Annotated in this window: 22 protein-coding genes and 3 pseudogenes; 13 read left to right on the top strand and 12 right to left on the bottom strand. The window is 67.8% G+C overall.

Annotated elements, in window-relative coordinates; all coding sequences use genetic code 11:
• Nucleotides 1–123: 123 nt before the first annotated feature.
• On the bottom strand, nt 124–528 hold the full coding sequence (locus E6R62_RS36110; protein WP_136217687.1) for an STAS domain-containing protein: 405 nt from the start codon (nt 526–528) through the stop codon (nt 124–126).
• Between the two features lie 259 nt (nt 529–787).
• Between E6R62_RS36110 and E6R62_RS36105 the strand changes: the two genes are divergently transcribed.
• Entirely contained in the window at nt 788–1609 is an 822-nt protein-coding gene (locus E6R62_RS36105) for a S1 RNA-binding domain-containing protein (protein ID WP_240802103.1), read from the top strand.
• Nucleotides 1610–1895: 286 nt separating this feature from the next.
• Here the strand turns inward: E6R62_RS36105 and E6R62_RS36100 are convergent.
• Both E6R62_RS36100 and E6R62_RS36095 read right to left on the bottom strand, forming a co-directional pair.
• Nucleotides 1896–2105, bottom strand: a pseudogene (locus E6R62_RS36100) (hypothetical protein); the annotation flags it as partial.
• Nucleotides 2106–2228: 123 nt separating this feature from the next.
• Nucleotides 2229–2462: pseudogene (locus E6R62_RS36095) on the bottom strand (hypothetical protein); the annotation flags it as partial.
• 551 nt (nt 2463–3013) lie between these two features.
• Between E6R62_RS36095 and E6R62_RS40050 the strand changes: the two are divergent.
• On the top strand, nt 3014–3175 hold the full coding sequence (locus E6R62_RS40050; protein WP_168714292.1) for a hypothetical protein: 162 nt from the start codon (nt 3014–3016) through the stop codon (nt 3173–3175).
• A gap of 182 nt (nt 3176–3357) precedes the next feature.
• Here the strand turns inward: E6R62_RS40050 and E6R62_RS42340 are convergent, their stop codons facing one another.
• Complete coding sequence (locus tag E6R62_RS42340; RefSeq protein WP_368773885.1) at nt 3358–3702, bottom strand: FKBP-type peptidyl-prolyl cis-trans isomerase; 345 nt, start codon at nt 3700–3702, stop codon at nt 3358–3360.
• Nucleotides 3703–4203: 501 nt separating this feature from the next.
• Between E6R62_RS42340 and E6R62_RS36085 the strand changes: the two genes are divergently transcribed.
• Genes E6R62_RS36085 through E6R62_RS36065 form a run of 5 tightly spaced genes read left to right on the top strand, consistent with a single transcriptional unit; the run spans nt 4204 to nt 9463 of the window.
• Entirely contained in the window at nt 4204–5349 is a 1146-nt protein-coding gene (locus E6R62_RS36085; protein ID WP_240802104.1) for a sialidase, read from the top strand.
• A gap of 34 nt (nt 5350–5383) precedes the next feature.
• Complete coding sequence (locus E6R62_RS36080) at nt 5384–6604, top strand: chromosome condensation regulator RCC1 (protein WP_240802102.1); 1221 nt, start codon at nt 5384–5386, stop codon at nt 6602–6604.
• A gap of 29 nt (nt 6605–6633) precedes the next feature.
• On the top strand, nt 6634–7152 hold the full coding sequence (locus tag E6R62_RS36075) for a hypothetical protein (RefSeq protein WP_136217686.1): 519 nt from the start codon (nt 6634–6636) through the stop codon (nt 7150–7152).
• Nucleotides 7149–8183 (top strand): hypothetical protein, encoded by a 1035-nt coding sequence (locus tag E6R62_RS36070; protein ID WP_136217685.1) that lies wholly within the window; start codon nt 7149–7151, stop codon nt 8181–8183. The genes E6R62_RS36075 and E6R62_RS36070 overlap by 4 nt, the downstream gene beginning before the upstream one ends.
• A gap of 56 nt (nt 8184–8239) precedes the next feature.
• Complete coding sequence (locus E6R62_RS36065) at nt 8240–9463, top strand: hypothetical protein (protein WP_136217684.1); 1224 nt, start codon at nt 8240–8242, stop codon at nt 9461–9463.
• Nucleotides 9464–10077: 614 nt separating this feature from the next.
• Here the strand turns inward: E6R62_RS36065 and E6R62_RS36060 are convergent.
• Together E6R62_RS36060 and E6R62_RS36055 are read right to left on the bottom strand one after the other, a co-directional pair.
• Complete coding sequence (locus tag E6R62_RS36060; protein WP_136217683.1) at nt 10078–10476, bottom strand: beta/gamma crystallin-related protein; 399 nt, start codon at nt 10474–10476, stop codon at nt 10078–10080.
• A gap of 413 nt (nt 10477–10889) precedes the next feature.
• On the bottom strand, nt 10890–11495 hold the full coding sequence (locus E6R62_RS36055) for a S1 RNA-binding domain-containing protein (protein WP_136217682.1): 606 nt from the start codon (nt 11493–11495) through the stop codon (nt 10890–10892).
• 178 nt (nt 11496–11673) lie between these two features.
• Here E6R62_RS36055 and E6R62_RS36050 point away from each other — a divergent pair, with 178 nt between their 5' ends.
• Both E6R62_RS36050 and E6R62_RS36045 read left to right on the top strand, forming a co-directional pair.
• The gene (locus tag E6R62_RS36050) at nt 11674–12549 is read left to right on the top strand and encodes a hypothetical protein (protein WP_136217681.1); all 876 of its coding nucleotides are present in this window, start codon (nt 11674–11676) and stop codon (nt 12547–12549) included.
• A 354-nt stretch (nt 12550–12903) separates the two neighbouring features.
• Entirely contained in the window at nt 12904–13704 is an 801-nt protein-coding gene (locus E6R62_RS36045; RefSeq protein ID WP_136217680.1) for a DUF6193 family natural product biosynthesis protein, read from the top strand.
• A 752-nt stretch (nt 13705–14456) separates the two neighbouring features.
• On the opposite strand, the gene E6R62_RS36040 is transcribed toward E6R62_RS36045, so the two are convergent.
• Both E6R62_RS36040 and E6R62_RS36035 read right to left on the bottom strand, forming a co-directional pair.
• Nucleotides 14457–14771, bottom strand: coding sequence for a hypothetical protein (locus E6R62_RS36040; RefSeq protein WP_240802101.1), 315 nt, complete (start codon nt 14769–14771; stop codon nt 14457–14459).
• Nucleotides 14772–15242: 471 nt separating this feature from the next.
• The gene (locus tag E6R62_RS36035; RefSeq protein ID WP_136217678.1) at nt 15243–16340 is read right to left on the bottom strand and encodes a hypothetical protein; all 1098 of its coding nucleotides are present in this window, start codon (nt 16338–16340) and stop codon (nt 15243–15245) included.
• Between the two features lie 328 nt (nt 16341–16668).
• Here E6R62_RS36035 and E6R62_RS36030 point away from each other — a divergent pair, with 328 nt between their 5' ends.
• The gene (locus E6R62_RS36030; protein WP_136217677.1) at nt 16669–16971 is read left to right on the top strand and encodes a hypothetical protein; all 303 of its coding nucleotides are present in this window, start codon (nt 16669–16671) and stop codon (nt 16969–16971) included.
• 1074 nt (nt 16972–18045) lie between these two features.
• Here the strand turns inward: E6R62_RS36030 and E6R62_RS36025 are convergent.
• A pseudogene (locus E6R62_RS36025) lies at nt 18046–18309 on the bottom strand (hypothetical protein).
• A 252-nt stretch (nt 18310–18561) separates the two neighbouring features.
• On the opposite strand from E6R62_RS36025, the gene E6R62_RS36020 reads away from it, so the two are divergent.
• Both E6R62_RS36020 and E6R62_RS36015 read left to right on the top strand, forming a co-directional pair.
• Nucleotides 18562–18846, top strand: a complete 285-nt coding sequence (locus E6R62_RS36020; RefSeq protein ID WP_136217676.1) for a hypothetical protein — start codon at nt 18562–18564, stop codon at nt 18844–18846.
• Complete coding sequence (locus E6R62_RS36015; protein ID WP_136217675.1) at nt 18843–19547, top strand: restriction endonuclease; 705 nt, start codon at nt 18843–18845, stop codon at nt 19545–19547. Before E6R62_RS36020 ends, E6R62_RS36015 begins: the two co-directional genes overlap by 4 nt.
• Before the next feature lie 177 nt (nt 19548–19724).
• Here E6R62_RS36015 and E6R62_RS41565 read toward each other — a convergent pair whose 3' ends face one another.
• Both E6R62_RS41565 and E6R62_RS36005 read right to left on the bottom strand, forming a co-directional pair.
• On the bottom strand, nt 19725–20672 hold the full coding sequence (locus E6R62_RS41565; protein WP_240802100.1) for a hypothetical protein: 948 nt from the start codon (nt 20670–20672) through the stop codon (nt 19725–19727).
• Nucleotides 20666–21034 carry a hypothetical protein gene (locus tag E6R62_RS36005; RefSeq protein ID WP_136217674.1) on the bottom strand — a complete coding sequence of 123 codons (369 nt, stop codon included), beginning with the start codon at nt 21032–21034 and terminating at the stop codon, nt 20666–20668. The genes E6R62_RS41565 and E6R62_RS36005 overlap by 7 nt, the downstream gene beginning before the upstream one ends.
• A 495-nt stretch (nt 21035–21529) precedes the next feature.
• Between E6R62_RS36005 and E6R62_RS36000 the strand changes: the two genes are divergently transcribed.
• Nucleotides 21530–21724, top strand: coding sequence for a hypothetical protein (locus E6R62_RS36000; RefSeq protein ID WP_136217673.1), 195 nt, complete (start codon nt 21530–21532; stop codon nt 21722–21724).
• A gap of 777 nt (nt 21725–22501) precedes the next feature.
• On the opposite strand, the gene E6R62_RS40045 is transcribed toward E6R62_RS36000, so the two are convergent.
• Nucleotides 22502–22910: hypothetical protein (locus E6R62_RS40045; protein WP_206308954.1), on the bottom strand; the 409-nt coding region annotated here is incomplete at its 5' end.

Genomic DNA, 22910 nt, shown 5'->3' with positions numbered 1-22910 from the left:
AACGGCTCGATGAACTTCCACTGGGCATTGGTGAGTTGCCTGCGCGTCACGACCACAGTCCTACCGGATTCCACCCCGCGCAGAGGACAGAACTCAGGAACTGATCACGACATCACACAGGCCCTAGACGCCGGACAGCCATCCGTCCTCGAAATCCGAGAGGTCGCGTGCGCGCTGCGCCCGCTCCTCGATCAGCCGGCGAAAGCCCGCCACTGCGTACCGCTCGCCGGTGGCCGAGCCGCGCCCGCGGATGCCGGCGACGTTGGCCATGAGCTGCTGGGGCTGGGGCTGCCAGCCGACGACCAGGACGCGCAAGCCCATGCTCTCCGCCCGCCGGTGCAGGGCCAGGAGGTGGAGCAGGCCGTCGGCGTCCATGGACGTCGCGCCGTGCAGATCGACAATGAGGTCCCGCTCGTCGGCGGTGACGTCGTCCCCCGCCCGCTGGAGCACCGCGCCCGCGTCCTCATCGAGTGCCCCGGTGACGCTGACCAGGACTGTGCCGTGGCGCTGGACGTTCGTGGTGATCAATGCGGTCTCCTTCCGCCCGGGGCGCCAGCGCCCTCGGGGCTCCCCATCCTGGCGCGGCGTTCCCCCAGGTGGGTGCGAGGCTCGCTGACGCTCCGACACCAACCTGGACACTTGTGACTCCGATCGATAGTTGGCGGCAGCGGTAGCCGTTTCAGCAGTTCAGGTCTGGGGTCCGATCACTAGTTGTGACTCAGCAGGCTAACTGTCGTGTCAGCACGGAATCTGTCGTCTGCGGTCGGCCCCGACTAGGCTCACCTCCATGTCCGAGCCAACCCCTGACCCTCGCCTGCAGGCCTTGATCAACCAGCTCCGGCCGGGGGTTGTGAGAACGGCGAAGGTCATCGGATTCGACGGAGCGGACGTCCTGGTGCAGCTCGTGGATGCCGAAGGAGAAGCGACCGAGATCGGTCGGATTCCTCTGCACGAAGCGTCGATGCGTCGGATCGAGCATCCATCCGAGCTGTTTGAGGTCGGCCAGGAGATCGATGCCGAAGAATTCGGGCGTTGGCGCGAAGGGCAGCTTCACCTCTCCGCCAGGGCGTGCGAGATCCCGGCCCTGCGGTCCTTCCTCCTCGCGCTCGAACGCGGGCAGGTCGTCACCGGGACGGTCTCCGAGGTTCACAACTTCGGGGTCTTCGTTCACGTCGACGGCGAACCCGAGGGCCTGTGCACCGGCTTCATTCGGGTGCCGGACCTGACGTGGGGCTGGATCAACCACCCCTCCGAGGCAGTCGAAGCCGGCCAGCGGATCACCGCTGAGGTGATCATCGCCGAGACGCGCTCCGGTCAGGTCACGCTCTCCTTGAAGGCTCTGCAGGAAGATCCACTCATTCGGTTCGCGGATCAGGCCGGCCGAATCCTCACCGGGCCGATCACCAAGATCGTTCCCTTTGGCGTGTTCGTGCAGCTTGCCCCTGACGTTGTCGGGTTCCTGCATCTCTCTGAGCTGACTGACGAGCCGACCGAGACTCCGGATCAGCTTGTCGATGAGGGCCAGCTGATCACGGTGAAGGTCGCCGAGGTCGACCTCCAGCGCCACCGGGTGCGACTGGGCGCCGTCGGCGGAGCGGACAGAACCTAGCGAATGGGCATGCTGGTGCCCGATTCGATCTTCTCGATAAGGGCATCGCCATGCTGACAGAGGAGCCTGCGTAGGGCCGTGTAGTGGTTCAGAGCGTCGGGACGGGAGAGCTGGAACCAGGTGTTCGCCCGGCGCTCCCGCCAGACTTGGCGAACCTCCGGGGGCTGTTCGGCTTCGACGTGCCGTGGCGCGAAGAGCGGCTCGCCGCCGGTGACATAGGCCCAGACGAACGCAGACGCTTCCTGGCGTACTCGGTCGTCCAGGTTGGGGCGAACGGGCCCTGCTCCGGACTCCACACGGTGGGTCCGCCGCCGCGCCACTCGATCAATCGCGTGTCGTCCAAGTCGACGTCGTCGGGGTCGAGGCCGGCGCGGCGCAGGAACTCCAGAAGATCACCAGGGCCGAGGGCGCGGCCGAGGATTTCGCCGTCGCAGCGGACGCGGCGCCCGCCCTGGGCGTCGGGCGGGTAGACGATGACGCGCGGGGCGGGGCTCATCCCTCCACCCTGCTGCGAGGTGGTCATTCCAGCACTCCGAGTGCGGTGTCCGGGCGGCACTGGGGGGCAGGCGGGTACGCCTTGGGCGAGCAGGTCCCGGATCTGGTCGGCGGTGGCGGGGGCGCAGCGTTTGCCGGTGTCCCAGCACGTTCCGATATGGACGCGGCCGGGCGGGCGGCCGGCGCCGATCGCGCGCTCGACCAACCACGCGGGCGGCTCCGCCAGCGGGCGGCGCCGTGCTGCGGCGGCCTCGGCTTCCTCGGCCGCGTTCAGCGCCCGCTCGGCGCGGCCGAGTTCCCCGCGGAGGTAGGTGACCAGCGTCCGCAGCCGGGGGAGGTCGGGCGGCAGGACGGACATGCGGGTCAGCCTCCGTTCTGTGCCTGCCGGGCGGCCCTGCACGTCTCGCACAGGGGATTGGCAGGAGCGCCGTACCGCGCGCACGGCCGGCCGCACTTTGCGCAAGGGCCGGTTTGGCTCGGCGACCAAGTGACGGGCTGCGGTCGGCTGACGGGGGGAGTGGGGGTGGTCATGGTGCGCTCCTGGGGACGGAGTAGAACCCAGACTCAATCATATGTTCGATTTACCGACCTGGGCGGACCCTCGTGCGACGCCGCCCGCCCGCCCGGATATACCTCCGTATACATGGGCAATACGGGTGAGTTTTCGTGCTGCTGCTGTCTTTCGGCTGCGAGAGCCCCCGTAAGGGGTGGAGAGGGGCCGCAGTGGCTCTGACCAGGAAGGCATCGAGATGAAGCGCATCACCCGCTGGTACACCCCGCTCACCATGGACGCCCGGCCGAAGCGGTTCGCCAGTTCCGAGCAGCCCGGCGCCGTCGTCACCGTCCAGCAGCCCGGCGGCCGGGCGCAGCGGTTCCGGCTGACGGACACCCGGCTGTACGGCGTGCGCCGTGGCACGTTCGCGGCGCGGAAGTGCGGTCCTCGCCGGCGGCCGTCTGGCCGCGATCACCGATCTCCGCTACCGCTACGGCGCCACCCGCACGATGATCTCGGACAACGGCCGTGTCGCCGTCGCGCAGCGCGCGGTGCGCGTCTGGCGCCCCAGCACCTGATCCCGGCCGCCCTCGCGGGTGGGCCGGCCTCCTGAACCGGCAGGTACGAACGGGCGTTGCCGCGTGCAGATCAGACCGCCCCGTCCCCGCCCGGCCGACGGCTCGGGCAGGGCAGGCAGGGCCCGGAGGTAACGGACTCGGCCACAGCTTCGGGGGCGGGTTGGGGCCCGCACCTACCTCGGTCACCTGCTGCTGGCCAGGAGATGTTGATCTTGGGGAGCTCCACGTCGAAGACGAGCGTGGCGTTGGGGCGGGATGAGGCCCGGGTAACCGCGGTCGCCGTACCCGTAGTCACTGGTGACGGTGAGACGCGCCTTCTCGCCCAGAGACATCGCGGGAACACCCTCCTCCCAGCCCCTGATGACCCGGCCGACACCGATTTTGGTGACGAACGGAGTGCCTCTGTCCACGGAGGAGTCCAACTTCTTACCTCTGTAGCGTGCCGGTGTAGTGCATCGTGACGGTGTCGTCTGACCTGGGGAAATTCGCGCCGTCTCCTTTTTGACGACCTTTTTTGTGACTCCCATGCGTTCCTCGTTCTCCTCGTCGCCGATGGGCGGTCCTGCTGTCGCAGGCCGCCGACCGGATGTTGTCACGGCCGGACCCCTCCAGCCCGAAGGAGCAGGAGGCCAACTCGCAGCGGTGGGGGCTGTGCTAGCGGACCGAGTGAGCAGGCAGGGCGAGTGGCCGGGCCGGCGTAGCGCCGGTAGCGGGGGCGCAGTGCAGTGGAGGGTGGGGGAGGGGACCTTGGATATGTCGATGTATCACCACTGATTGCTGTCTGTATATAGAAGTTAACTCCGTGGAGTGAGTGATCCACTGCAAAGAGTGACTATCTCGTTGTAGTGGGCCTCTCCGCCGCCACGTCGCACAACACTCCTGCCTATGCCGGGCGCTCATGCGGCTCAACTGCCTTGGGCGCCGAGAACGGCCTGGTCCGGTATGTGGTTTTCCAGCGAGGGGACGTGGGGCAGTTGCGCACATCGGCAGGAAAACGGCGGGGTGCCCGCTGGGTTTTGGCGGGTGCCGTGGGGCTTGCCGTGTTGGCGGGGCCGGCGGCCAGTGGGGCGGCGGTGGCTGCTTCGGGGCCGGGGGTCCTGAGCTGGGGCGCGGGGGACGGCGGTCAGTTGGGTGATGGGGGCCGCGCCGACCGCTGGTCGCCGGGGCCGGTATCCGGCCTGGACGGGGGGAAGGTGAAGGAGATTTCCGCAGGGGGCACGGGAAGCGACACCTCGTTCGCCGTGGCCCGGCTGGATGACAACACGGTACGAGCCTGGGGTGATAACTCGGCCGGGCAGTTGGGCAACGGCTCTCGGCACGATCGGGCTGTGCCGGGTGTGGTGAGCGGGCTACAGGGTGTCGATGACGTGTCGGCGGGCGGCGCGCACGTTCTGGCGGTCAGCGGGGGCCGGGTGTGGGCGTGGGGCGAGAACCGGGACGGCCAGCTGGGCAACAACCGCTTTGGTGACGACAGCGCATCCCCCGTGCGGGTGCCGGGCATTGCCATGGCCCGGCAGGTGGCCGCGGGCTGCGACTTCAGTCTCGCGCTGATGGAGGACGGCACTGTGTGGTCGTGGGGCAGCGGCGTTCACGGCCAACTCGGCACGGGTGAGCGTGCCGCGCAGAGCGTGCCGCAGGAGGTCAAGAACGTGAGCGGCGTCGCGGAGATCGCGGCGGGCTGCCACCACGGCGTTGCCCGCACCGAGGACGGCGTCGTGTGGGCCTGGGGCGACAACTCCCAAGGACAGCTCGGCGATGGCAGCGCCAAGACCAGCAGCAGCGAACCGGTCAAGGCCAGGTGGTTGAGGGACATCGACCACATCACCGCCGGTGCCGACCACACCTTCGCCATCCGCGACAACAAGACCGTCTACGGCTGGGGAAGCAACCGCTACGGGCAGTTCCTGGAACCCGAAACCGGCGACGACGCGGGACGGGCCAATCGCAACGTCCCCGTCGAGATCGAGGCGCTGGCGGGTGCCAGCGAGATTGCCGCAGGCCGCAGCCACAACCTCGCCGTCTTCGCCAAAAAGATCGTCGCCTGGGGCGCCAACGGACAGGGCCAGCTCGGAAACGGCACGAACGCCGACCGCTTCACCTTGGTGACAGCGGTGACCGGCGACCTCCAGCACGTCGCCGCCTCGCTGGCGGGCAACTCCAGCTACGCCTACTGAGCACCCCGTCAGCACCCCGGAAAGGGACACCACCGTGAACACGAACCAGACCCACCTTCCTGCCCGCCACCGCCGGCTGCGGACCGCCGGCGCAGCGTCAGCGACCGCGGCCATGCTCCTCGCGGCGCTCGCGGGCGGCGCCTCCCCGTCGGCGGCCGACACCTCGCCTGATCCGTGGGTATACAGCTGGGGGGCGAATGCCTCCGGTGAGCTGGGCAACGGCTCGACCGTGGCCCTGCAGACCCCGGGCCCGGTCCAGGGACTGGCGCGCCAGGACGTCAAGCAGCTCGCCGCCGGCGGCAACGGAGCCACCGGGCCGTTCGCGGTGGCGCTGCTGAAGAACGGCACGCTCAAGTCCTGGGGCGACAACGCCCAGGGGCAGCTGGGAGACGGCACTGTCAAGGCCCGTTCGTTCCCCGCCGCCGTCGTGGGCCTCAGCGGCGTGCAGTCCCTGGCGGTGGGCTGTAATCACGCGCTGGTGCTGAAGAACGGGCGGGTGTGGGCCTGGGGCCGCAACGACAGCGGCCAGCTGGGGGACGGAAGCACCAGCGCCAAGGACACCGGCACTCCCAAGCCCGTCGCCGTCCAGGGCCTGGACAAGGTCAAGGCCGTCGCCGCCGGCTGCCAGTTCAGCATGGCGCTGCGCCAGGACGGCACCGTATGGACCTGGGGCAGCAACGACAAGGGGCAGCTCGGCATTGGCGGCACGACGAACCGCAATACACCCCAGCAGGTGCCGGGGCTGGCTGAGGTGCTCACGCTCGCACCGGGGAACTCGCATGCCGCCGTGCTCACCGCCGGCCGCACCGTCAAGGCGTGGGGCCTGAACAGCAGCGGCCAGCTCGGCAACGACACCATCGTCGACAGCGGCACACCGGTCGACGTGAAGCATTTGGAAGGTGTCGAGAAGCTCGTCGCAGGAAGCAGCCACCACGTGGCACTCCTGTCCGACGGCAGCGTCAAGGGCTGGGGCCGCAACACCGAATACGAACTCGCCGACGGCACGGCGGTCAACCGCACGACCCCGGTCCGCATCGAGGGACTGGACAACGTCCGGGACATCGCCGCGGGAAACCTGCACACGGTCGCAGTTCGCGAGGACCAGTCCGTCATCGGCTGGGGCTACAACGGCAACGGGCAGCTGGGTGACGGCACGACGGCCACTGCCGTCAAGCCGGTCACCGTGCTGCCCGCCGGCAGCGGTGTCAACCGTGTGGCCGCCGGCTGCGTCGGCAACGGCACCTTCGCGTACTGACCCTGTCGCCTCTTCGAAAGGAACCCATCGTGAGTGTTCGTAGCGTCTGGGCTCGCCGGGCCCTGGCCATCGCGGCCGTGATGTGTGCCGGCGCTCTCTACGCGGCGCCCTCGGCCGGGGCCGTTGCCGCGCCGGCCGCGCCGCTTCCGGTTGAGTGTGCCCCCGACGACAAGCAGTGCCAGCAGGAGCAGAAGGACAAGGAGCAGGAGGCCAAGCGCGAAAAGGGCGAGAAGGACGCCGATTCCGGGCGGGAGCAGGTCACCAAGGACTCCGAGGCCGCGAAGAAGGACATCTCCAAGGCACAGGGCCAGGTGGATTCCTGCCCGCCGCAGTCCAAGGACTGCATGAGCAAGCTCGTCGGCGACCAGCGCGAGAAGGAGCAGGGCATCGACGACACCAAGCGCAAGCTGCGGGACTTCCATCCCGAGCCGCAGAACAACGCCGGCACCGCCGTGGACCACGCCTGCGCCGACTTCGCCGACACCCTGCCGCCCTCCACTACCGGCGACCCCTCTCTCACCGACATCTGCGAGCTGATGGCCCAGTGAACAACACCGCCCGCCCCTCCCGCAGCCGCCATCTCCGACGCCCCGTCCTGCTGCCCGCCGCCGCGCTGGCGCTGACCGCGCTCCTGCCGCAGTCCGCGGCTCTGGCCGCCAGCCCCGCCCCCGCCCAGGAGACGGCGGCTCGCCCGGCCATCCCGCAGGCGCAGGCATACGACAAGAACAACAAGCCGATGGCGTCCATCGAGCCGGTGGTGCGCTACTGCGCCGGCACGCCCAGCGGCTGCAGTTTCAAGATCGATGCCGTGGATCAGCCGCAGCAGTTCTTCAGCACCGTGAAATCATTGGGCAACGCGGTCGTCAACTGCACCAAGAACGACATCACGGTGGACCGCACGATCCAACTGCAGACGGGTAGCCAGGACAACCTGGGCGGGGAGATCACCGGCTCCATCGCCGTGCAGGGCAGTATCAACGCCTCCGGCGAGGTCTCGGCCGGCGTCAACGGCGAAGGCCACGCCACCGCCAAGACACCCAACCTCAAGGACGGGCCGAATGCCGAGGTCGGCGCCAAGGCCGGCGCCAACGCCGGCGGCAAACTCGGCGCCCAGATCGGCCTGCAAGCCAGCTTCTCCGCCGCGTTCAAAGCCCAGTACTCCAAAACCTGGACCACCACACACACCGAGTCCACCAAGTACCAGATGACCGTCAAGCGCGGAGACGTACTGGTCTTCGGCGCCAGCGCCGCCATGGAACGGATCTCCGGCACCCTGACCACCAACCGCGGCCAGCGCGTCACCAACGTCATCGTCGATGGCCCCTCCACCGTCAACAGCAGCTCCTTCATCGCCCGCACCAACACCGCACCCGGTGACACCTGCGACCGCCTGCGCCCCCTGGGCCGCACCGCGGCAGACGACGACCGCTCCCTGTCCTCCCACGGCCGCTCCCTGCAGGCACCCAAGGACCAGACCTCGGCCCCGGAGCCGGCCGGCGCCCCGTCCATGCCGGAGCCCGCGGACGGCCTGACCCCGCTCCCGGCCCGTCTCGAAGGAGAGGCAGGCAAGACCCGGTGATCCGCTCTTCATCAGCCCAGCACCGCCCAACGGGGGCACCCGCGCTCTGTGTCGCCTTGGCCGGCATCGTATTCGCGGCGGCGGCCGCCACCGCCCCGACGGCCACCGCCGCCGAGCCCGCCCGCGACGTTCCCGTGATCAACGCGGATTTCACCGAGCCGTCTTTCACCGCCAGCGGAAGCGCAGACAAGCTCAAGGGTTGGAGCGTGCAGTACCCCTACCGGCTGCTGCCCGCGGACGCCGCCCACCCCGACAACGTTCCCGCCCTGCTGCTGCGCAACAAACGCGCCACCGACCAAAGCGTGAGCCAGCGCCTGCGCGGTGTACGGGCCGGCGCCCAGGTCACCGTCACCTTCGATGACAACACGCTGCGCCGTAACGGCGCCTGTACCGACACCCAGATCGCGGCCGGCCAGCCCTACACCCTCCAGGGGTCCGGCGGACCACAGCAACAGTTCACCACCGACCCGAACAGCACCCTCTGGCACCGCGGCCGCACCTACACCTTCACAGCAAACGAGAACGAACCGCTCATCACCTTCGCCTCGGCCCAAACCACCGGACGCTGGGAATGCGGTCCCCTCATCGCCAAACTCCGCGCCACCCACCTACCGCCCGCAGTGGACAAAACGGTATCCAAAAACCGGCTGCCCACCCCAGAAGCGTTCGAGGGCAACGACCGCATCGACACACGCACAGCAGCCGACCACTGCGCCAACGCCCGCAGCAACTGCACCTACACCGTCGACAACACCTACTCCTACACCTACTACGACACAGCACGCGTCATCGGCGAGGCCTACCTCAACTGCACCCGCAACACCATCGGGCACGACCGCCCCGTGCACTTCACCGGACGCTCCCAGGACAACCTGAGCCAGCAAGCAGGCATCGACCGCCTGTCCAACCTCAAAGACAACCTCAACCAGCAGTTCCAAGCCGGCATCACCAACAATGGCGCCCCGCCATGGCGCTGGACCACCACCACCGACCGCAAGATCCACGAAACCATCGAAGCCGGCGAAGCCAGCTGGATCGAAGCCCAGCCGGGCCGCCAGCGCACCGACGGCTGGTTCATCAGCAACACCGACGACCTCGACAAGCAAATCCGCCTGCACGTCGTCACCGACGGACCATCCCCCCTGGTCCCCGACCGCATCTACCAGCGCACCGGCCCGATGACCACAGCTGAGCAGCAACGCTGCCGCTCCGACCGTCCCACCGCCCCCACCCCTGTGGATGCGGCCGCCCCGGCGTCAGCCACTGACCGCAACGACTGACACCTCCTCCCATGAGCCAGTGAACTGCGCATACATGCCTGAAAGTTTCTGCGGACCCGTTGCGTATGCGCAGTATCACTGGCATCGGGGTACGGTGCCGCCGGGGCCTTGGATGGAGTCAGGCGACGTCCGGTACCGCGAGCTGGCAGACCGTTCGGTGAGGCGCCGTACTGCATCTGGGCAGTGAGGTACGGCACCTCGCCGGTCGAGGGCGCGGGGCGCCGCAGTCACGGGCCGCGCCACTCGAACCGGCCCAAACAACGTTCTCTGGGCCCTGACCTGTGATCGCGCCCCGTTCCAAGCCGTCCCAGTCCCCGCCGCAGCCGAGTGACAGGCGGTGCTGGCGGAGGTTGCCAGTTCTACCGGGTTTGCCGCGCACCCCCGACGAGGCTGCGGCATACGGCCCCCGTTCGGGTGAACCACTTGCAGTGCTGGCTGGGCTAGGGCGGCAGGTGATGTTCAGCGGCGGCTGGCGCTGGCTAGTGGAGCTCACTGCATACCCCGAGCCGCGAGGCCGCATGGTCCGGTTCGAGCGGGTGTCGGCGGCGATCAGCTTCGGGAGCCCCATTGGACGTGCCGCATCGCTTGCCTATGCGGAGGCGATCCCGCACCTCTTACCGCGGTTGTGCAACCTTCTCGATCCGGATCGAAGAAATCGTGTCGTTGAAGTCCACGCTGAGGTCGTAGTTGCGCCAGCTCAAACCCCTGGGGTCCGGGTCCAGAACTTGGGACTTTCCCTGGAAGTTCGGCTCCGTGAAGACGGTCAGACGTCGACCCGCAGCGACGGAGATCGACGAGATCCTGTCGTTGAAGCCGATCCTCTTGAGGTAGTCGTTGTCGATGTCCATGTCGTCCAGGGGTTTGCGTTCCCCCGTACAGCCCCGCTCGGCGTAGACGTAGCAGGTCGGCCACTGCTGACTGTCGACGCTGCCGTTGTAAAGGGTGTCGCGGGGTTTGCCGGAGATGTCCTCGGAGGCGCTGAGTAGGCCGGGGGAAAACATGAAATCGCTCATGGTGTTCCTGGAGTAGTCGAGTTACAGTCCGTAGCCGATCCTATACTCTGTGGTCATGTCGTGGCGCACTCCGCGGCTTGGCCTCCGCGGGGGGTCGGCTGTTGCCCGTAGCTATGGACTGCTGTTCGTGCTCGGCATGGCGGGGCTGGTGACAAGTCGCTGCGGCTTTGACGGTGACAAGCGATGACGTTCCAGCCGGACAGGGCGCAGCGGTTCCTCAGCCGGCGCGTGATGATCGGCGCTGAGTTTTCAGTGGTTCGGGGTTCTGTTTTCAGTTGGGGTCCATGGTGTCTGGCCTCGTGGTTTGCTGTTGGTGTGTGCCCGGGCTGAAGACTGGACGCGGAACTGGCGCTGAAGAGCGACGCCGAATTCGGGTGAAGGCTGAGAGCTGAGTCTGTAGGCGTGGTGGTCGCTTAGGCCGTGTCTTGCGGGTCGTGGCGGGTGCGGAAGAGGTTGTGCGGGACCTGCGCGGTGCAGAGTTCAGGAGCTATGGGTTCGCCGAGATGGATCCGGTTCCGTTTGTGGTCGACCGTTATGATCTGTACGGAGATCTCCTGGCCTTCGGTGAAGGCCTCCGTGGTCGGGGTCGGCCCGGTGAGTGGAATGAGTCCCTCGACGCAGTGGTCGAGGTGCACGAAAACTCCGATGGGCGCGATCTTCGTGATGCGTCCGCTGACGGCCTGACCGACGCGGAAGCGAGGCAGCAGGTTTTCGTGCTCGGCCCACTCGCCGAGCACGACTCCTACTTGGTGGTTGTGGTCGGCGTGCCAGACGACCTGGCCGGTGACCTGCTGCCCCACGGTTGGCAGTTCCATGCATCTGGGCATCCTGTCGATCCTGGCCAGGACCACGGCGTCGGGGCGGCCATCGATGGAGAGGAAGACTCCGAAAGGCTGCCGGCCGATGACCTCACCTGTGATGCGGGTACCGACGGGCAGAACGCGGACGGTCTCGGCCCAGGCCGAGGCGGCGTCGGGCATGTACCTGCCGTTCTCCCCGGGCCAGGAGTACTCGCTCATCCGCAGATCATGGCATGTGCTAGTCACGCCCGGAGGGCTGCGGTCAGTCGCTGGTCTGGGAGGTGGCTGGCTGCCGTGAGCTTGCTTGTTCGCGGGTTCCGTTGTCCTGCTTCCGAGCGTGCCCTGGCTCGGGGAGCCCTGCGGGGCTGTTGTCGTACCCCTGCGTGATCATTGGGGTGTGTCTGCGCTTCCTGATCTGCATCCGGCCCGGCTGTTCCTTGACGATTCCGGGCCCTACGCCCATCGTCCGGAGCTCCTGGAGGAGCCTTTGTTCTGGTGGGGGCACTTGGATGCCTGCCTGCGCGGTGGGACGCCCCGCTCATGGTTGGGGCATCACGACACGTTTGGCTTGCGGGCGTTCTCGCGTCGGCTGTGGGCTGGGGCCGACCAGCCGGTGTTCACGGTCCCGCTCGCCGACGGGCTGCGCCTGCATGTCGTCTATCGGAACGCCGCCGAGGACGTCGGAGTCGATTATGTCGTCCATCACCCGGATTGGGTGGAGGCCGAGTTTCTCGCCCGCGATGACGGGCACTGGAGGGGACCGGCCCTGTCCTGGGACGAACTGGTTGGTGTGGCCGACAATGGCCTGCCTGGCGGGACGACGACCGACCCTGACACCCGGCTGCTCCTGCTGCTGCCCGCGCTCGGGGATGGTGACGTGCCGGCTGGCGCGGGCAAACGGCTTGCCGCGTGCCTGCGGGACCGCCTTGCCGCTGCCGAACCAGGGCGGCTGGCTGCGGCCGTGCTGCGGCACCAGGGCCCGGCCGGCCCTTCCCGGTGGAGTACTGATGCCCACGGCGTCCGGACCGACGACGGCAGCTACTCGTTCCGTAATCCTGCTAACCGGGACGCGCTGCCAGACTGCCGCCTCGCCCAGGTATCCGCCGCTCTCACGGAACGCCGAGCCCTCCGCCCCTGTGACGGCCAACCGGTCGAATGCGGTCCGGACGGCTGCCGTGCCACGCCCCGCTCCGCCGCCGGCTGCTCCCGCAGGGCCGCGTACACGGCCTGGTTCGCCGCCCTGACGATGGAGGAAACGCCACCGCCCTTCTGACCTGTCGCCGGTCAGAACTGAGTAGCCGTCACGCTTCTGACCTGCGACTGTGCAGTTTGACTGAGCGGGCTGGCGGCTGTATTGGCTCATTGAATCTGCGCAGAGAGCGGGGTGGGCTGGCTGCTGACCTTCGGAGTTCCTAGGCCGGGGTCTGGCTGCGCAGGTTGGTTGAGTACTGCGCAGTTGCACTGATCCTCGACACCAGTCCTGCCGTTCGGTCGGGGCGGGGACTCGACGCTGGTTCCTGAGTTTATCCGGGTGTCGGAGTGAATCAGTGTTGTGAGTCGGGATGGAGGCGGCGGGTGGTTATTCTGGATTTTTCTGGTTGTGGGGGTTGGTATAGGTAACTCGGTGATGAGGCCTGATGCTGAGAGGTACCCGGAGGTGGCGGCCTGTGGAGGGGATCTGACGGCCGCGCTGCGGGCTGCCGCCGGGCGGATGGGTGTGAGGTTGGTCGGACTGGGCGAGGCGTATCCACCTAAGGGGTTGTCACGCCACTTTGTGGCTGCCTTGGAGGCGGAGTGCGGGGATGTCCAAGTGAGCCTCCGGCCTGAACGCCGCGAAGTTGGGGTGACGCTGAGGCTTCCCCTTGTGGGTGACGCGGCTGTGGGTGCGGTGGGGTCCTTGGAGGTCGTGATTGAGGTTGCTCAGGCTTGGCAGGCAGGGATGCCGTTGGCAGACATGGCCGCCAGGTGGGAGTTCCTGATGGTGAGCCCGAAGGCTCTGGCGCACGACGAGGGTACAGGGGCCGCCTATGAGTGGGAGAGCGTCCGGCGGCTGCCTGACCGGCTTGTGGACCAGACTCTGGTGGAGGCGGCCTTTCGGTCCCCGCAACTGAGCTCTCTCTTTCCCATGGTCAGCCACGGATCCTTGCAGTTCCGCCGGCTTACGGTTTCCGCTCCAGGAAGTGATGTCCCGAGCGTCTTTCCTTTCGGAGAAGGTCGCTGGCGTGTGATCTGCCTGTGGGACCGGGACATTCCGGTGAGGACGGCCGACACTGTTGAGGAAGCCGTCAGGCTGGTGGTGGAAGGGCTCCCGGAAGGGTGCGGTCCAGCGCTCGAGGTGATCCATGATGCCAGGCGGGCGATGGAGACCAAGTCCAGGGGCGGTGACCGGACCGAGGACGAGACCCCCGTCCGGAATCCGAACGCTTGAGGACTCTTGGGCGCCAGCTCACCGGTGGCGAGTGAGGACGTCATCGGAAAGCCCAGGCGGGGCCGGCACGAGACGACCACCACGCACCCCACTGCCGGCCGGGCCCGCTTGCGGGCCCTTCGGCCTGGAGGCGGAGCCGGAAGGCCCGGGGTGGGAGCGAAGCGGACACCCCGAACAGGCCGAAGGCCTGGACCCCGTGAAACGGGGTCAGCTTCGAGGGAGCGCAGCGGACTCGAAGCAGGTCCGCAGCGAAGCGCAGGACCCCGGCCCGAAGGGCCGCCCCTGGCTCGGCGAAGCCGAGCCCAGCCGAGCGCAGCGAGGCGGTTCTCTCCTGAGCGCGCAGCGCTCAGGTACCCGCGGAGCGGGTACCTGAGCGCTGCGCGCTCAGGAGAGAACCGCCTCGCTACGCTCGACGGGGTTCGGCTTCGCCGAACCAGAGCCGGCCCTTCGGGCCGGAGTCCTACGCTTCGCTCCGGACTGGTTCGGGGTTCCGCTTCGCTCCACTCCGAATGGCCTGCTCCGCAGGCCTAGATGACCCCCCGTTTCACGGGGTCCGGGCCTACGGCCCGTGGGGTGGGTCCGCTCCGCTCCCCCACCCCGGGGTCCTTCCGGCTCCGCCTCCAGGACCAGCCCGCTCCGCGGGCGGCTGGCAGCAGGGAGGGGGCATGGCTGGCTCCCGGCCTGTGGAGTTCCCAGGGCTGGTCGCGGCGTGCTGAACGCCGGTCGCGGCTCACCGGTGCAAGCATGTGTTGCTATGCGGCACCCGCGGGGTGGGTGCCGGCTACGAATGCAGCTGTGTCACGTAGATGCCTGTAATACCTGACGGCTTCTTCGTCATCTATGAACGGCAAAACCTTGTCCAAGGCCGCGAGACACCCAAGCAGGATCCGGTAGAGCCTGTCGTCCAACCGACCCTCCAAGGTCGAAATCACACAGCCCGCAGTCTCTGTATCCAACAGCACCATGTCTTCACCCTCGACCACAGACCAGTACGCGGCACGAGGAAAAGGCACTTTCATGTGCTCATCCCACATCCGGGCAAGCGACTCCAACTCCACATCCGTCATACCGCCAAGCATCCCCCATCCCCGAAGAGCCGCCCACCCGCCTCCACCCAGGGACGGTTCCGGCCCTCGCCACCAAGACCACATGGATCGGGTGACCCATGTGCTTCAAAATAGCTTCCGGATGAAATCTGGACCCCTTCTAAGCACCGCTACCCAACCGCAGGCGGCGATGCGGCGTTCGGTGCGACACCGCGTGTCCCTGTCCAGCTCAACTCACCCCGGTGACACCACCCCCGCAAGCCGCCACCCGCTGACCTGACCAGCCCAAAACCGAACACCCACCCAGAAAGACACCAGCTGCGGCTTGCTGGACAACCACCCACAATGTCGCAGCTTCGCAGGTCAGACGACTGGCAGCGTCGCTTCCTGCGCAGTCCAGTGAGCCAGCCAGTCAGCAACCCGCTCACCCGAACCGCACAACCCCGCTGCTGCATCGTGGGAGCTACGCGCGGCATACCATCGCGTGGCGGTTCAAGGACTTGTGAAGACGTGGTAGTTGGTCAACCTGCGAACCAGGGTGATGACGTCGTGGTGATTGGTCTTCCAGAGGATGTCTTCCAATGGTTGGAGTCGTGGACGGGCCCGCTGGAATCCGACTGCATGAGCGAGCTTGATCATGTCTCCTGGCTGGCATGTGTCCTTGAGGGCTTGGACCAGCGAAGGAAAACTTGATGCACCTCTCTCGGCTCCTGCTGCCAGAAGGACCAAATCGGCTCCTTCCCCAAGGCCGCGCGCCCTCAGTCTGTTGATCAGCTCAGCAAGCGCTTTCGCATCGCGCCACTTACCAGCGCCCTCCAAAATCCCTGCAAGTATTTCCGACTCCTTCATTCTCTTGAACTCTAGAATGATTTCTACCGTCTCGAAGGTATCCCGGACGACTCCGATCTTCTCAGTGACGACATGGGCCGAAAGGATTTGCTTGCCTCTTCGAAAGGACTCGATGACGATCAGCAGGTCCTGAGCAGTTCGTTTCTTTGCAATAGACTCAAGTAGAATCCGGTCGTCCCCAAAATGGCCATCGGTACGGAGGAATTCGACGATGGGAGTGATCTTGTGTGGGTTTCCGCGGCTTCCCAGCTCCTGGATGAGCTGAACAGCGTGTACTTCCTTACCTTGTGCACGAAGTTCCTTGATGAGAATTTCCCACGTTCGCGGGTGAAGGTTGTCGAGCAGGCCCTCAGCAAGGACCGTTAGGTTTCCCCCCGATACGTATTCCGAGATTCGACGTGCGGTGGATTGGGTTGACCTATTTGGCTGCTGTTCGGCAGGTGGGGCGGCCGGTGCTCGTCCAAGCCAGGCCAGTAGCTTCTCCGGTGAGATCGGCCGGATGCCTTCCGGTCGCTGATTAGTCTTTTGCCGGCCCCGCGCCACCTTTTCGGCTTCGTTCCAGATGACGCGTGCCTGGCGCCGGCGGGACAGCGCGATTTCAGCATCCTTGGAACAGATATCGATCACTGCTTCCACGAAGTCCCATCTCAACGCCACGCCGCTGAGCCATTCCGAAACGGTTGAGCGGGCCGGCACCTTCTTGAGCCCTTGGAAGTGTTCCAGAGTGAACTGGTCGATCAAGCGGGTCATGCTAAGCCCGGATTCGTCGAGCCATCCACGGAGCAAGATCGCCACATCATTGATCTCCGGTGAGGCACCCCGGGTGGGCCCCCACCCCCTGCCGGTCTTCCGTTGCCCGTCCACGGCCCTCCCCATGGCCCCCGACCGCCTGTGCGGCACCGTTCGGAGACGTTCTCCGGACTTGTCCGGATGCTGTTTGCTGCAGGTCATTCCAGCACAGCAGGGTCATATCAACAGCGCTTTCACCCGAAAGAGCTGGTCTGGAGGGGCCTGCCGGCACGGCGTCGCAAACCACCCGGCAGGCCCCGGCACCCCGCAAGGAGGCACCGTGAACCAGCCTAAAGGCTCTACCGGCCCCTGCCGAGAGAACCTGATCGCGTACCTGGCCGCCCTGACCACCGGCATCATCCTCGTCAGCCTCGGCGTCAGCCCCTCGGCCGTCATCACGGTCGCCCTCGGCATGAGCGTTTTGTACGAGAAGTTCGGCGCAAGCACTCAGCACGGCGACCGGCGCATGAACGCGGTGGCACAGGCCGCGGCAAGCAACCGGCAAGCTGCCTCCGGATTGAGTCAGTACAACGAAGAAGAAGGAGATGAAATCTCCGTCGACGAAACTGACGCGCTGTCCTGACCTCAGTAAGAGGGACGGCTGGGAGGATGCCGATCCGCTGTTCGACCGGCATCCTCTTCCTCTGTTATGACGGCATCAACTACCGCCGCCCTCAACCTTTTTGGACGTCTTAGCCAAGAAGTCTTGCAGCCACTTCCACTGCTGTTGTGGTGTCGGCCCATCCGGATTCGCAGGCGGCGCGGGGGCCGGGGGCGGGTAGGACCGGAGCGCCTTCTTCAGAACAGAGTCAGTCTCCAGCGGATCAGTCCACGGATCACTGACCTCCTCACGCTCTACCCATGCCTGAACCGCCGCCAGAAACCTGTCACGACCGGACATTCATTTCCCCCTTCAGCTGCACGCCCGCACACCCGCTACTGCTCTCCAACGTGCTGGATCGCGGCCATCCACCCCGCCATGAAGTCTTCAGCCGAGTCCAGTTCTCCGGCGCGACGAAAGCCTCCGGCCAAGTGCTCGATCATGACCTCCTCCCGCTGCTTGCTGAGATGGTCGACGAAGGGTTCCAAGCAGAAGCTGAGAACTTCGCCGCCTCGAACTTGTCGAAACGTCGCACTGTGGTGATCGCAAGCTCCCCCCAGGCTCAGCTCGTCAACACGACCACCCCCTCGCGTTTGGCCCAGAGACCGACGGCGTCGTGGTCAAAACTCCCTGCCGGCCAACACCCGGTCGGCGAGATAGTGCGGACACGTCCTGTCATGCCAGGTAACCGTCAAACGCCCTCCCCAGAGAACGAGCGTCCGCACCGCGCTGGCAGCAGGCGCCGCCTCGCAGAAGGAACACACCACCATCCGCGGCCGAAGAACATCCACCCGACCCACTCCCTTCCCGGCTCTCGCGCACCCGATCGAGACCACCTCTACCAGAAGCCCCCGGGCCACGAACCCATACCCGCAAGTAGGACCCGCACCTCAGAGGGCGGCCTGGCTCGCCGCCCGCGACAACCTCAGCATCCGCGCCGCAAACCGTTGCATCACCGCCGCCCGACAACAACTCGACGCCGGGCAGTAGCGAGACGAGTGACGGATCGACACCACAAGCGGCCCGCCGTACCGCCCCCAGCCGGCCAGCCTGCGGCTAGAGGACGTCGCCCCGCCACAGGAACCGGCCGACACCGCCGGCGCCGGCGTCCGCTTCGACCGGCTCGTACTCGGACCGACCACCCGGCCCGAACCGGCCGTGCTCCGACATCGACATCGCCCCGTCCACAACCTCCTAAGGAGGCCAGCCGGTGACGTCGAACAGCATCCCGTCCAGGGGACCGAGCTCGACGTAGACGTGCACCGGTTTCGGCCCCGGGTCCCGCTCGCTCGGCTCCACCCCGTACACACGACGATCCACCCACCACGCATCCACCCCCACACCCAACCACCACCAGACCGGGCCCGGGCGGTGATGCGCCGGCCGCCTTCGAAGGAATGAATTCCCGCGGGGGGGGGGCGGGTCCGCCAGCCCGTGCACCAGGGCTGGCGCTAGGCCGTAGCCCGAAGATGATCACCCAAGGTCACCGCACCCTGACGTGATGTCAGTGCCAAGTGCTTTCATGGGGCCTGCTGCGCGGGGAGCACAGCCTGACTGGGAGGGGATCCCTCAATGCCTTCTGTCCGGGAGCACTTACGCAACGGTTCGATCGTCCGGGCGCACTGGCGGAACCCGGCCGGTTCGAGCAAGCAGGTCGGCCTGCTCGTCATGTTCGGGCTGGCGATCTTCGTCTTCGGGAGCAAGCCGATGGGCGGTGCCGCGCCAGTGGAACAGCTGCCGGGGCCGCAGTCGACGGTGTACCCGATCAAGTGGCCTGGCTGGGACAAGCCGGTCGTGGTGCCGACGCCGACAGTCTCCTATCCGATCGTCTTCCCCAGCCCGGGCAGCGGCCAGTGACCCGGCGTCCGCCCGCGCGGCGTCCCGGCCGCGGCCGCCGTCCCCGCAGGCGCAAAAACTCCGACATCGAGAAGCTCGGGCTGATCGCTCTGGCGGGCGCCGTGGCCCTGAGCCTGGTGGTGGGGGTGCTGCGGTGGCTGGCCGAGCATCCCTGGGTGGTGGTGCTCGCGCTCCTGGCGGCCGCGGTCGCCAGCGGCGTGTGGGTGTGGCGGCGAAAGGAGGCCGCACAGTGGGAGCGGGTCCGCTCACAAGGCCTGCGCTACGCAGTCGAGCAACTCGACCGTCTCCACCACCGACAGTTCGAGTTCGCGGTGAGGGACCTGATGCACCGCGACGGCTGTACCGACGCCCAGCAGGTCGGCGGCCGCGGCGACAACGGCGCCGACGTCAAAGCGACCGACCCCTACGGCCGGCGCTGGGTCATCCAGTGCAAACACCGCAAGGCCGGCTGGGCCGGAAAGCCGGTCGGGACCCCCGACCTCCACGTCCTCAACGGCACCGGCCGCCAGATCCACGGCGGCGACGTCCTGGTCATGCTCACCAACGGCCGCATCACCACCAACGCCACCGACTTCGCCAAGTCCCAACACCTGCACCTGGTCGACCGCCACCTCCTGGCCCAATGGGCCGCCGGCTCCCGCCCCCTCTGGGAACTCCTACGAGCCGTACCCCCACCCCGCAAACCCACGTCGCTGTCTTGACCGCCCGCCCATTCCTCCGCTGCCCGGTACATCAGGATGCGCGACACTGCACCGTCCAGTTGCGGGGGCGTCACGACTGCCTGCGGGCGGCGATAGCCCCGCATCAACTTCTGAATTTCCCACACAGAATGCTTCTGTAGTCACCACTACGAGGTGGTGAGTTCTTCCAAGCCCAGGTCAAGGCACGTTGAGGACTTGGAGCTCACCACTCGCGAGACTCGTAGGACTCTGGCGGGTAGTGGTGAGCGTGCCGCTCTGCCCCGCGCCGGCCCACTGGATGTCCCATGTGGTGGTGGCGGTGACGCGGTAGCGGCCGCCGGGCGCCCGGGCGCTGGTGGCCGTGTACATGTGGCCGCAGTCCGGTGACTTCTGCTTGCCGAACCGAGGCTCGTAGGGGGTGCCGGGGCCGGTGCAGGTGATCACCGCGCCCATCAACCACACCATCTTGGCCCCGCGGGCGGTGGCCGTGACGGTGACCGAGCCAGCCGACGCGGCCGCCGACGTCGGCCCAGTCCGCGTCGGCCCCGGCTTGTTCCACATCCACACCGGCATGCCAACCAGCCCCGTGCCGTCCGGGCGGGGCGCGATCCCGATGTCCGGGCCCTCCAGGCGCAGCTGCTCGACGGCCTGCTGCGCGAGCGCCTGGACGTCGACGCCGCCGTCGGCGGGGCCGGTGGGTGACCAGCGGATGCCGCCGCGGACGTCACCGTCCCCGGTCGGGCAGGTCACCAGGTACAGCGCCCCGCCCGGATCGCCCGGCCCCCAGCCCTCCGGGGCGCCGGTGTCGAACCCGGCCGGCAGGCCCCCGTCCGGGCCGTCCGTGGGTTTCCAGTAGCAGGAGTCCGCCGAGCTGAACCGGCCCATCTCCGGCGTGGAGCACGGCACCTCCCGGCCGTCGATCGCACACGTGGGCAAGCCCGCCTCCGAGGCGGGCTTGCCCACCACCCGGGCAGGCTTGCCCACGCCCGGCTTGCCCGGCTCCTGAGCTGTGAGTTCGCAGTTGAGCTTCTTCGGTGGGCATACCACCCCGCCGCCGGGACCGCCCGCGACCGCGAACGGGAGGGCGGCCGCCCAGAGCAGCCCGGCCGCGAGGCCGGCCACGCCCAGACAGGGCCGGCTCAGCACGAGCCCTCCCGCTCGATCGTGGAGGTGTAGATCAGCCAGGGGCCGTTCCGGGGGCGTTGGGCGGTCGAGGTGACCACGTGCCGCCGCGAGCCCGAGTACGGCACCTGGGAGCCGTCCGTCTTGATCTCGTTGTAGTCGGCGGTGTCGGCGCAGTCCGTCACCGTCGCCCGCAGAGGGTCCCAGGCGGTGTCGAGGGTGGAGACCACCGGCGTGTGCCTGACGGTGCCGCGCATCGTCGTGCCGTCCTGCCGGTGCCAGAACACGGTCGCCTGGACCTCCGCCAGCGCCTTGTCCGTGGCGTACCGCGCCAGTTCGGGGTCCACCTTCGCCGCCGCGTACGAACGCTCCTCCGCCGCCGACATCGCCCTGTACGCCTCCAGGACGGCCGCGCGCTCCGCCGCCTGAGGATCTGGCGCAGCCGACGACGCGGGCGCCGCAGACGGCCCCACAGCGGGTTTCGCGTCCGTCTCAGGACTCCCGCAGCCCGCCAACACCACGACAAGCCCAGGGCCGCCGCCGCACCGATCGCCCGTAACCCCGCAGTCCGAACCCGCACCGTGCCCCCCGAGCCGCCAGCGATCACGCCACCACAGCGACCCACACAGCACGACCCCGGGCCCTTCGGGCACCCCGCCCAACCCTGGCCGGCACAGCACCCTCCTACCTCTCCAGACATATAAGTCCGGCTACTCACCAACGGTGAATGGTGTGCTGACCAGGCAAAATGCAGACCCGCAGGAAATACGCCTTCCCCCTAGGCTTCCCCCTCCAGGTTCCCCCGAGGCTTCCCCCCAGGCTTCCCCCTTGGCTTCCCCCCGGTTGACGGGGGCGGGCCGGACGCCGGGAGACTGACCCGCATGACCGAGCGCCGCCCACTGGGCACCGGCCCCCGCCCCACCCCACCCACCACCGAACCCCACGGCCCGCGCCGAGCCCGACTCGCCGCCGAAGGCACCGACATGGCCCCGCCCACCCAGGCCGCCACCGACGCCCACCAAGCCGTCACCGGCCGGCGACCCCTCGGCCCCGGCACCGCTGCGGACCGCGACTGACCCCAGCACACAGTGCGGGCCCACCCCGCCCTCCCCCAGGCCACAACCGGGTGCGCGGCCCCGCGCACCCGCTCACCACTCGTCAGTCACCACTCACCAAAAATGTCACCGAACAACTCACCGGTGACCGCCCCTCCGGGTCACCACCCGGCTGGGCAAGCCAGGCTTGCCCAGCCAGCAGTTACAACACGGTGCCGTCCAGGGCGCGGCGGTCACCGGTCAGGGCATAGCGGCGGGCTGCCAGACCTTGCTCCAGGTCCTCCCCGATCTCGTTGCACAGCAGCGCTAGGACATCGGCTGCGTGCTCGTCGGACAGGTAGGCGGGGCGACTTCGAGCATCAGCCCCCCGATGGCGTACGCGCTCGCGACGAGGCGGTCAGAGGGCGCGCATCGCGGCGATGGTCGGGTTCCGCCGGCGGATCGGCGTGGGGTGGGGGCGGTGCGGTGCGGATATCGCGGACGGCCTGGCGGACCACCGCCAGCACCGCGGGTTCGTCCGGGGCCGTCAGGCCGCTGTGGGTGAGTGTGGTGAGTCAGCGGGTGATCAGCTGAGATGACGCCGACGCGGCCGGAGACGGCGATCAGGGGCGCGCTGGGAGAGGCCCTCTAGTCGAGCGCGGCCGCGGTGGCGCGAAGCGCTCCCATATGAGCCGGTGTCAACCTGGGCTGGGAGCCCTCACGGCGCCGGGTGGCGGAACTCAAGTACGTCCAGCCGCTCCTGTCCCCCGTCAATCCTCGGGCAGCAGCGGCCGGACATGATCCACTGGTCTTCAACCTCTACTGCTGGACGCGGCTGGCGGCGTGGGCGTTGTCGTCTTTTGCCTGGGCGCGGGTGCCCGGGGTGACGCAGACGAGGTCGCTGGCTGTTGCCTCGCGCCACACATATCCGGACTTGCAGGTGGAGTCGCTGGGGCTGACCCGCCTCGCCGCGGCGTGGGCGTTGTCGTCCTGTGCCTGGGCGCGGACCCCCGGAGTGACACAGACGTGGTCACCGGAGCCAGTGGCTTCACGCCATACATACCCCGACTTGCACGTGTCCGGGTTCTGTGCGCTCTCTTCGACGCGGCTGGCGGCGTGGGCGTTGTCGTCTTTTGCCTGGGCGCGGGTGCCCGGGGTGACGCAGACGAGGTCGCTGGCTGTTGCCTCGCGCCACACATATCCGGACTTGCAGGTGGAGTCGCTGGGG

The organism is Streptomyces sp. A1136 (assembly GCF_004795055.1).
Classification (GTDB): domain Bacteria; phylum Actinomycetota; class Actinomycetes; order Streptomycetales; family Streptomycetaceae; genus Streptomyces.
This window is presented reverse-complemented; position numbering and strand designations above follow the sequence as displayed.

Bases quoted from the DNA above. Each gene is read 5' to 3' on its own strand.
- E6R62_RS36060 (WP_136217683.1), bottom strand. From the start codon at position 10,476: ATGAGCGATTTCATGTTTTCCCCCGGCCTACTCAGCGCCTCCGAGGAC.
- E6R62_RS36055 (WP_136217682.1), bottom strand. From the start codon at position 11,495: ATGAGCGAGTACTCCTGGCCCGGGGAGAACGGCAGGTACATGCCCGAC.
- E6R62_RS36000 (WP_136217673.1), top strand. From the start codon at position 21,530: ATGACCGAGCGCCGCCCACTGGGCACCGGCCCCCGCCCCACCCCACCC.
- E6R62_RS36045 (WP_136217680.1), top strand. From the start codon at position 12,904: ATGAGGCCTGATGCTGAGAGGTACCCGGAGGTGGCGGCCTGTGGAGGG.
- E6R62_RS36040 (WP_240802101.1), bottom strand. From the start codon at position 14,771: ATGACGGATGTGGAGTTGGAGTCGCTTGCCCGGATGTGGGATGAGCAC.
- E6R62_RS42340 (WP_368773885.1), bottom strand. From the start codon at position 3,702: ATGGGAGTCACAAAAAAGGTCGTCAAAAAGGAGACGGCGCGAATTTCC.
- E6R62_RS36005 (WP_136217674.1), bottom strand. From the start codon at position 21,034: ATGTCGGCGGCGGAGGAGCGTTCGTACGCGGCGGCGAAGGTGGACCCC.
- E6R62_RS36020 (WP_136217676.1), top strand. From the start codon at position 18,562: ATGCCTTCTGTCCGGGAGCACTTACGCAACGGTTCGATCGTCCGGGCG.
- E6R62_RS36105 (WP_240802103.1), top strand. From the start codon at position 788: ATGTCCGAGCCAACCCCTGACCCTCGCCTGCAGGCCTTGATCAACCAG.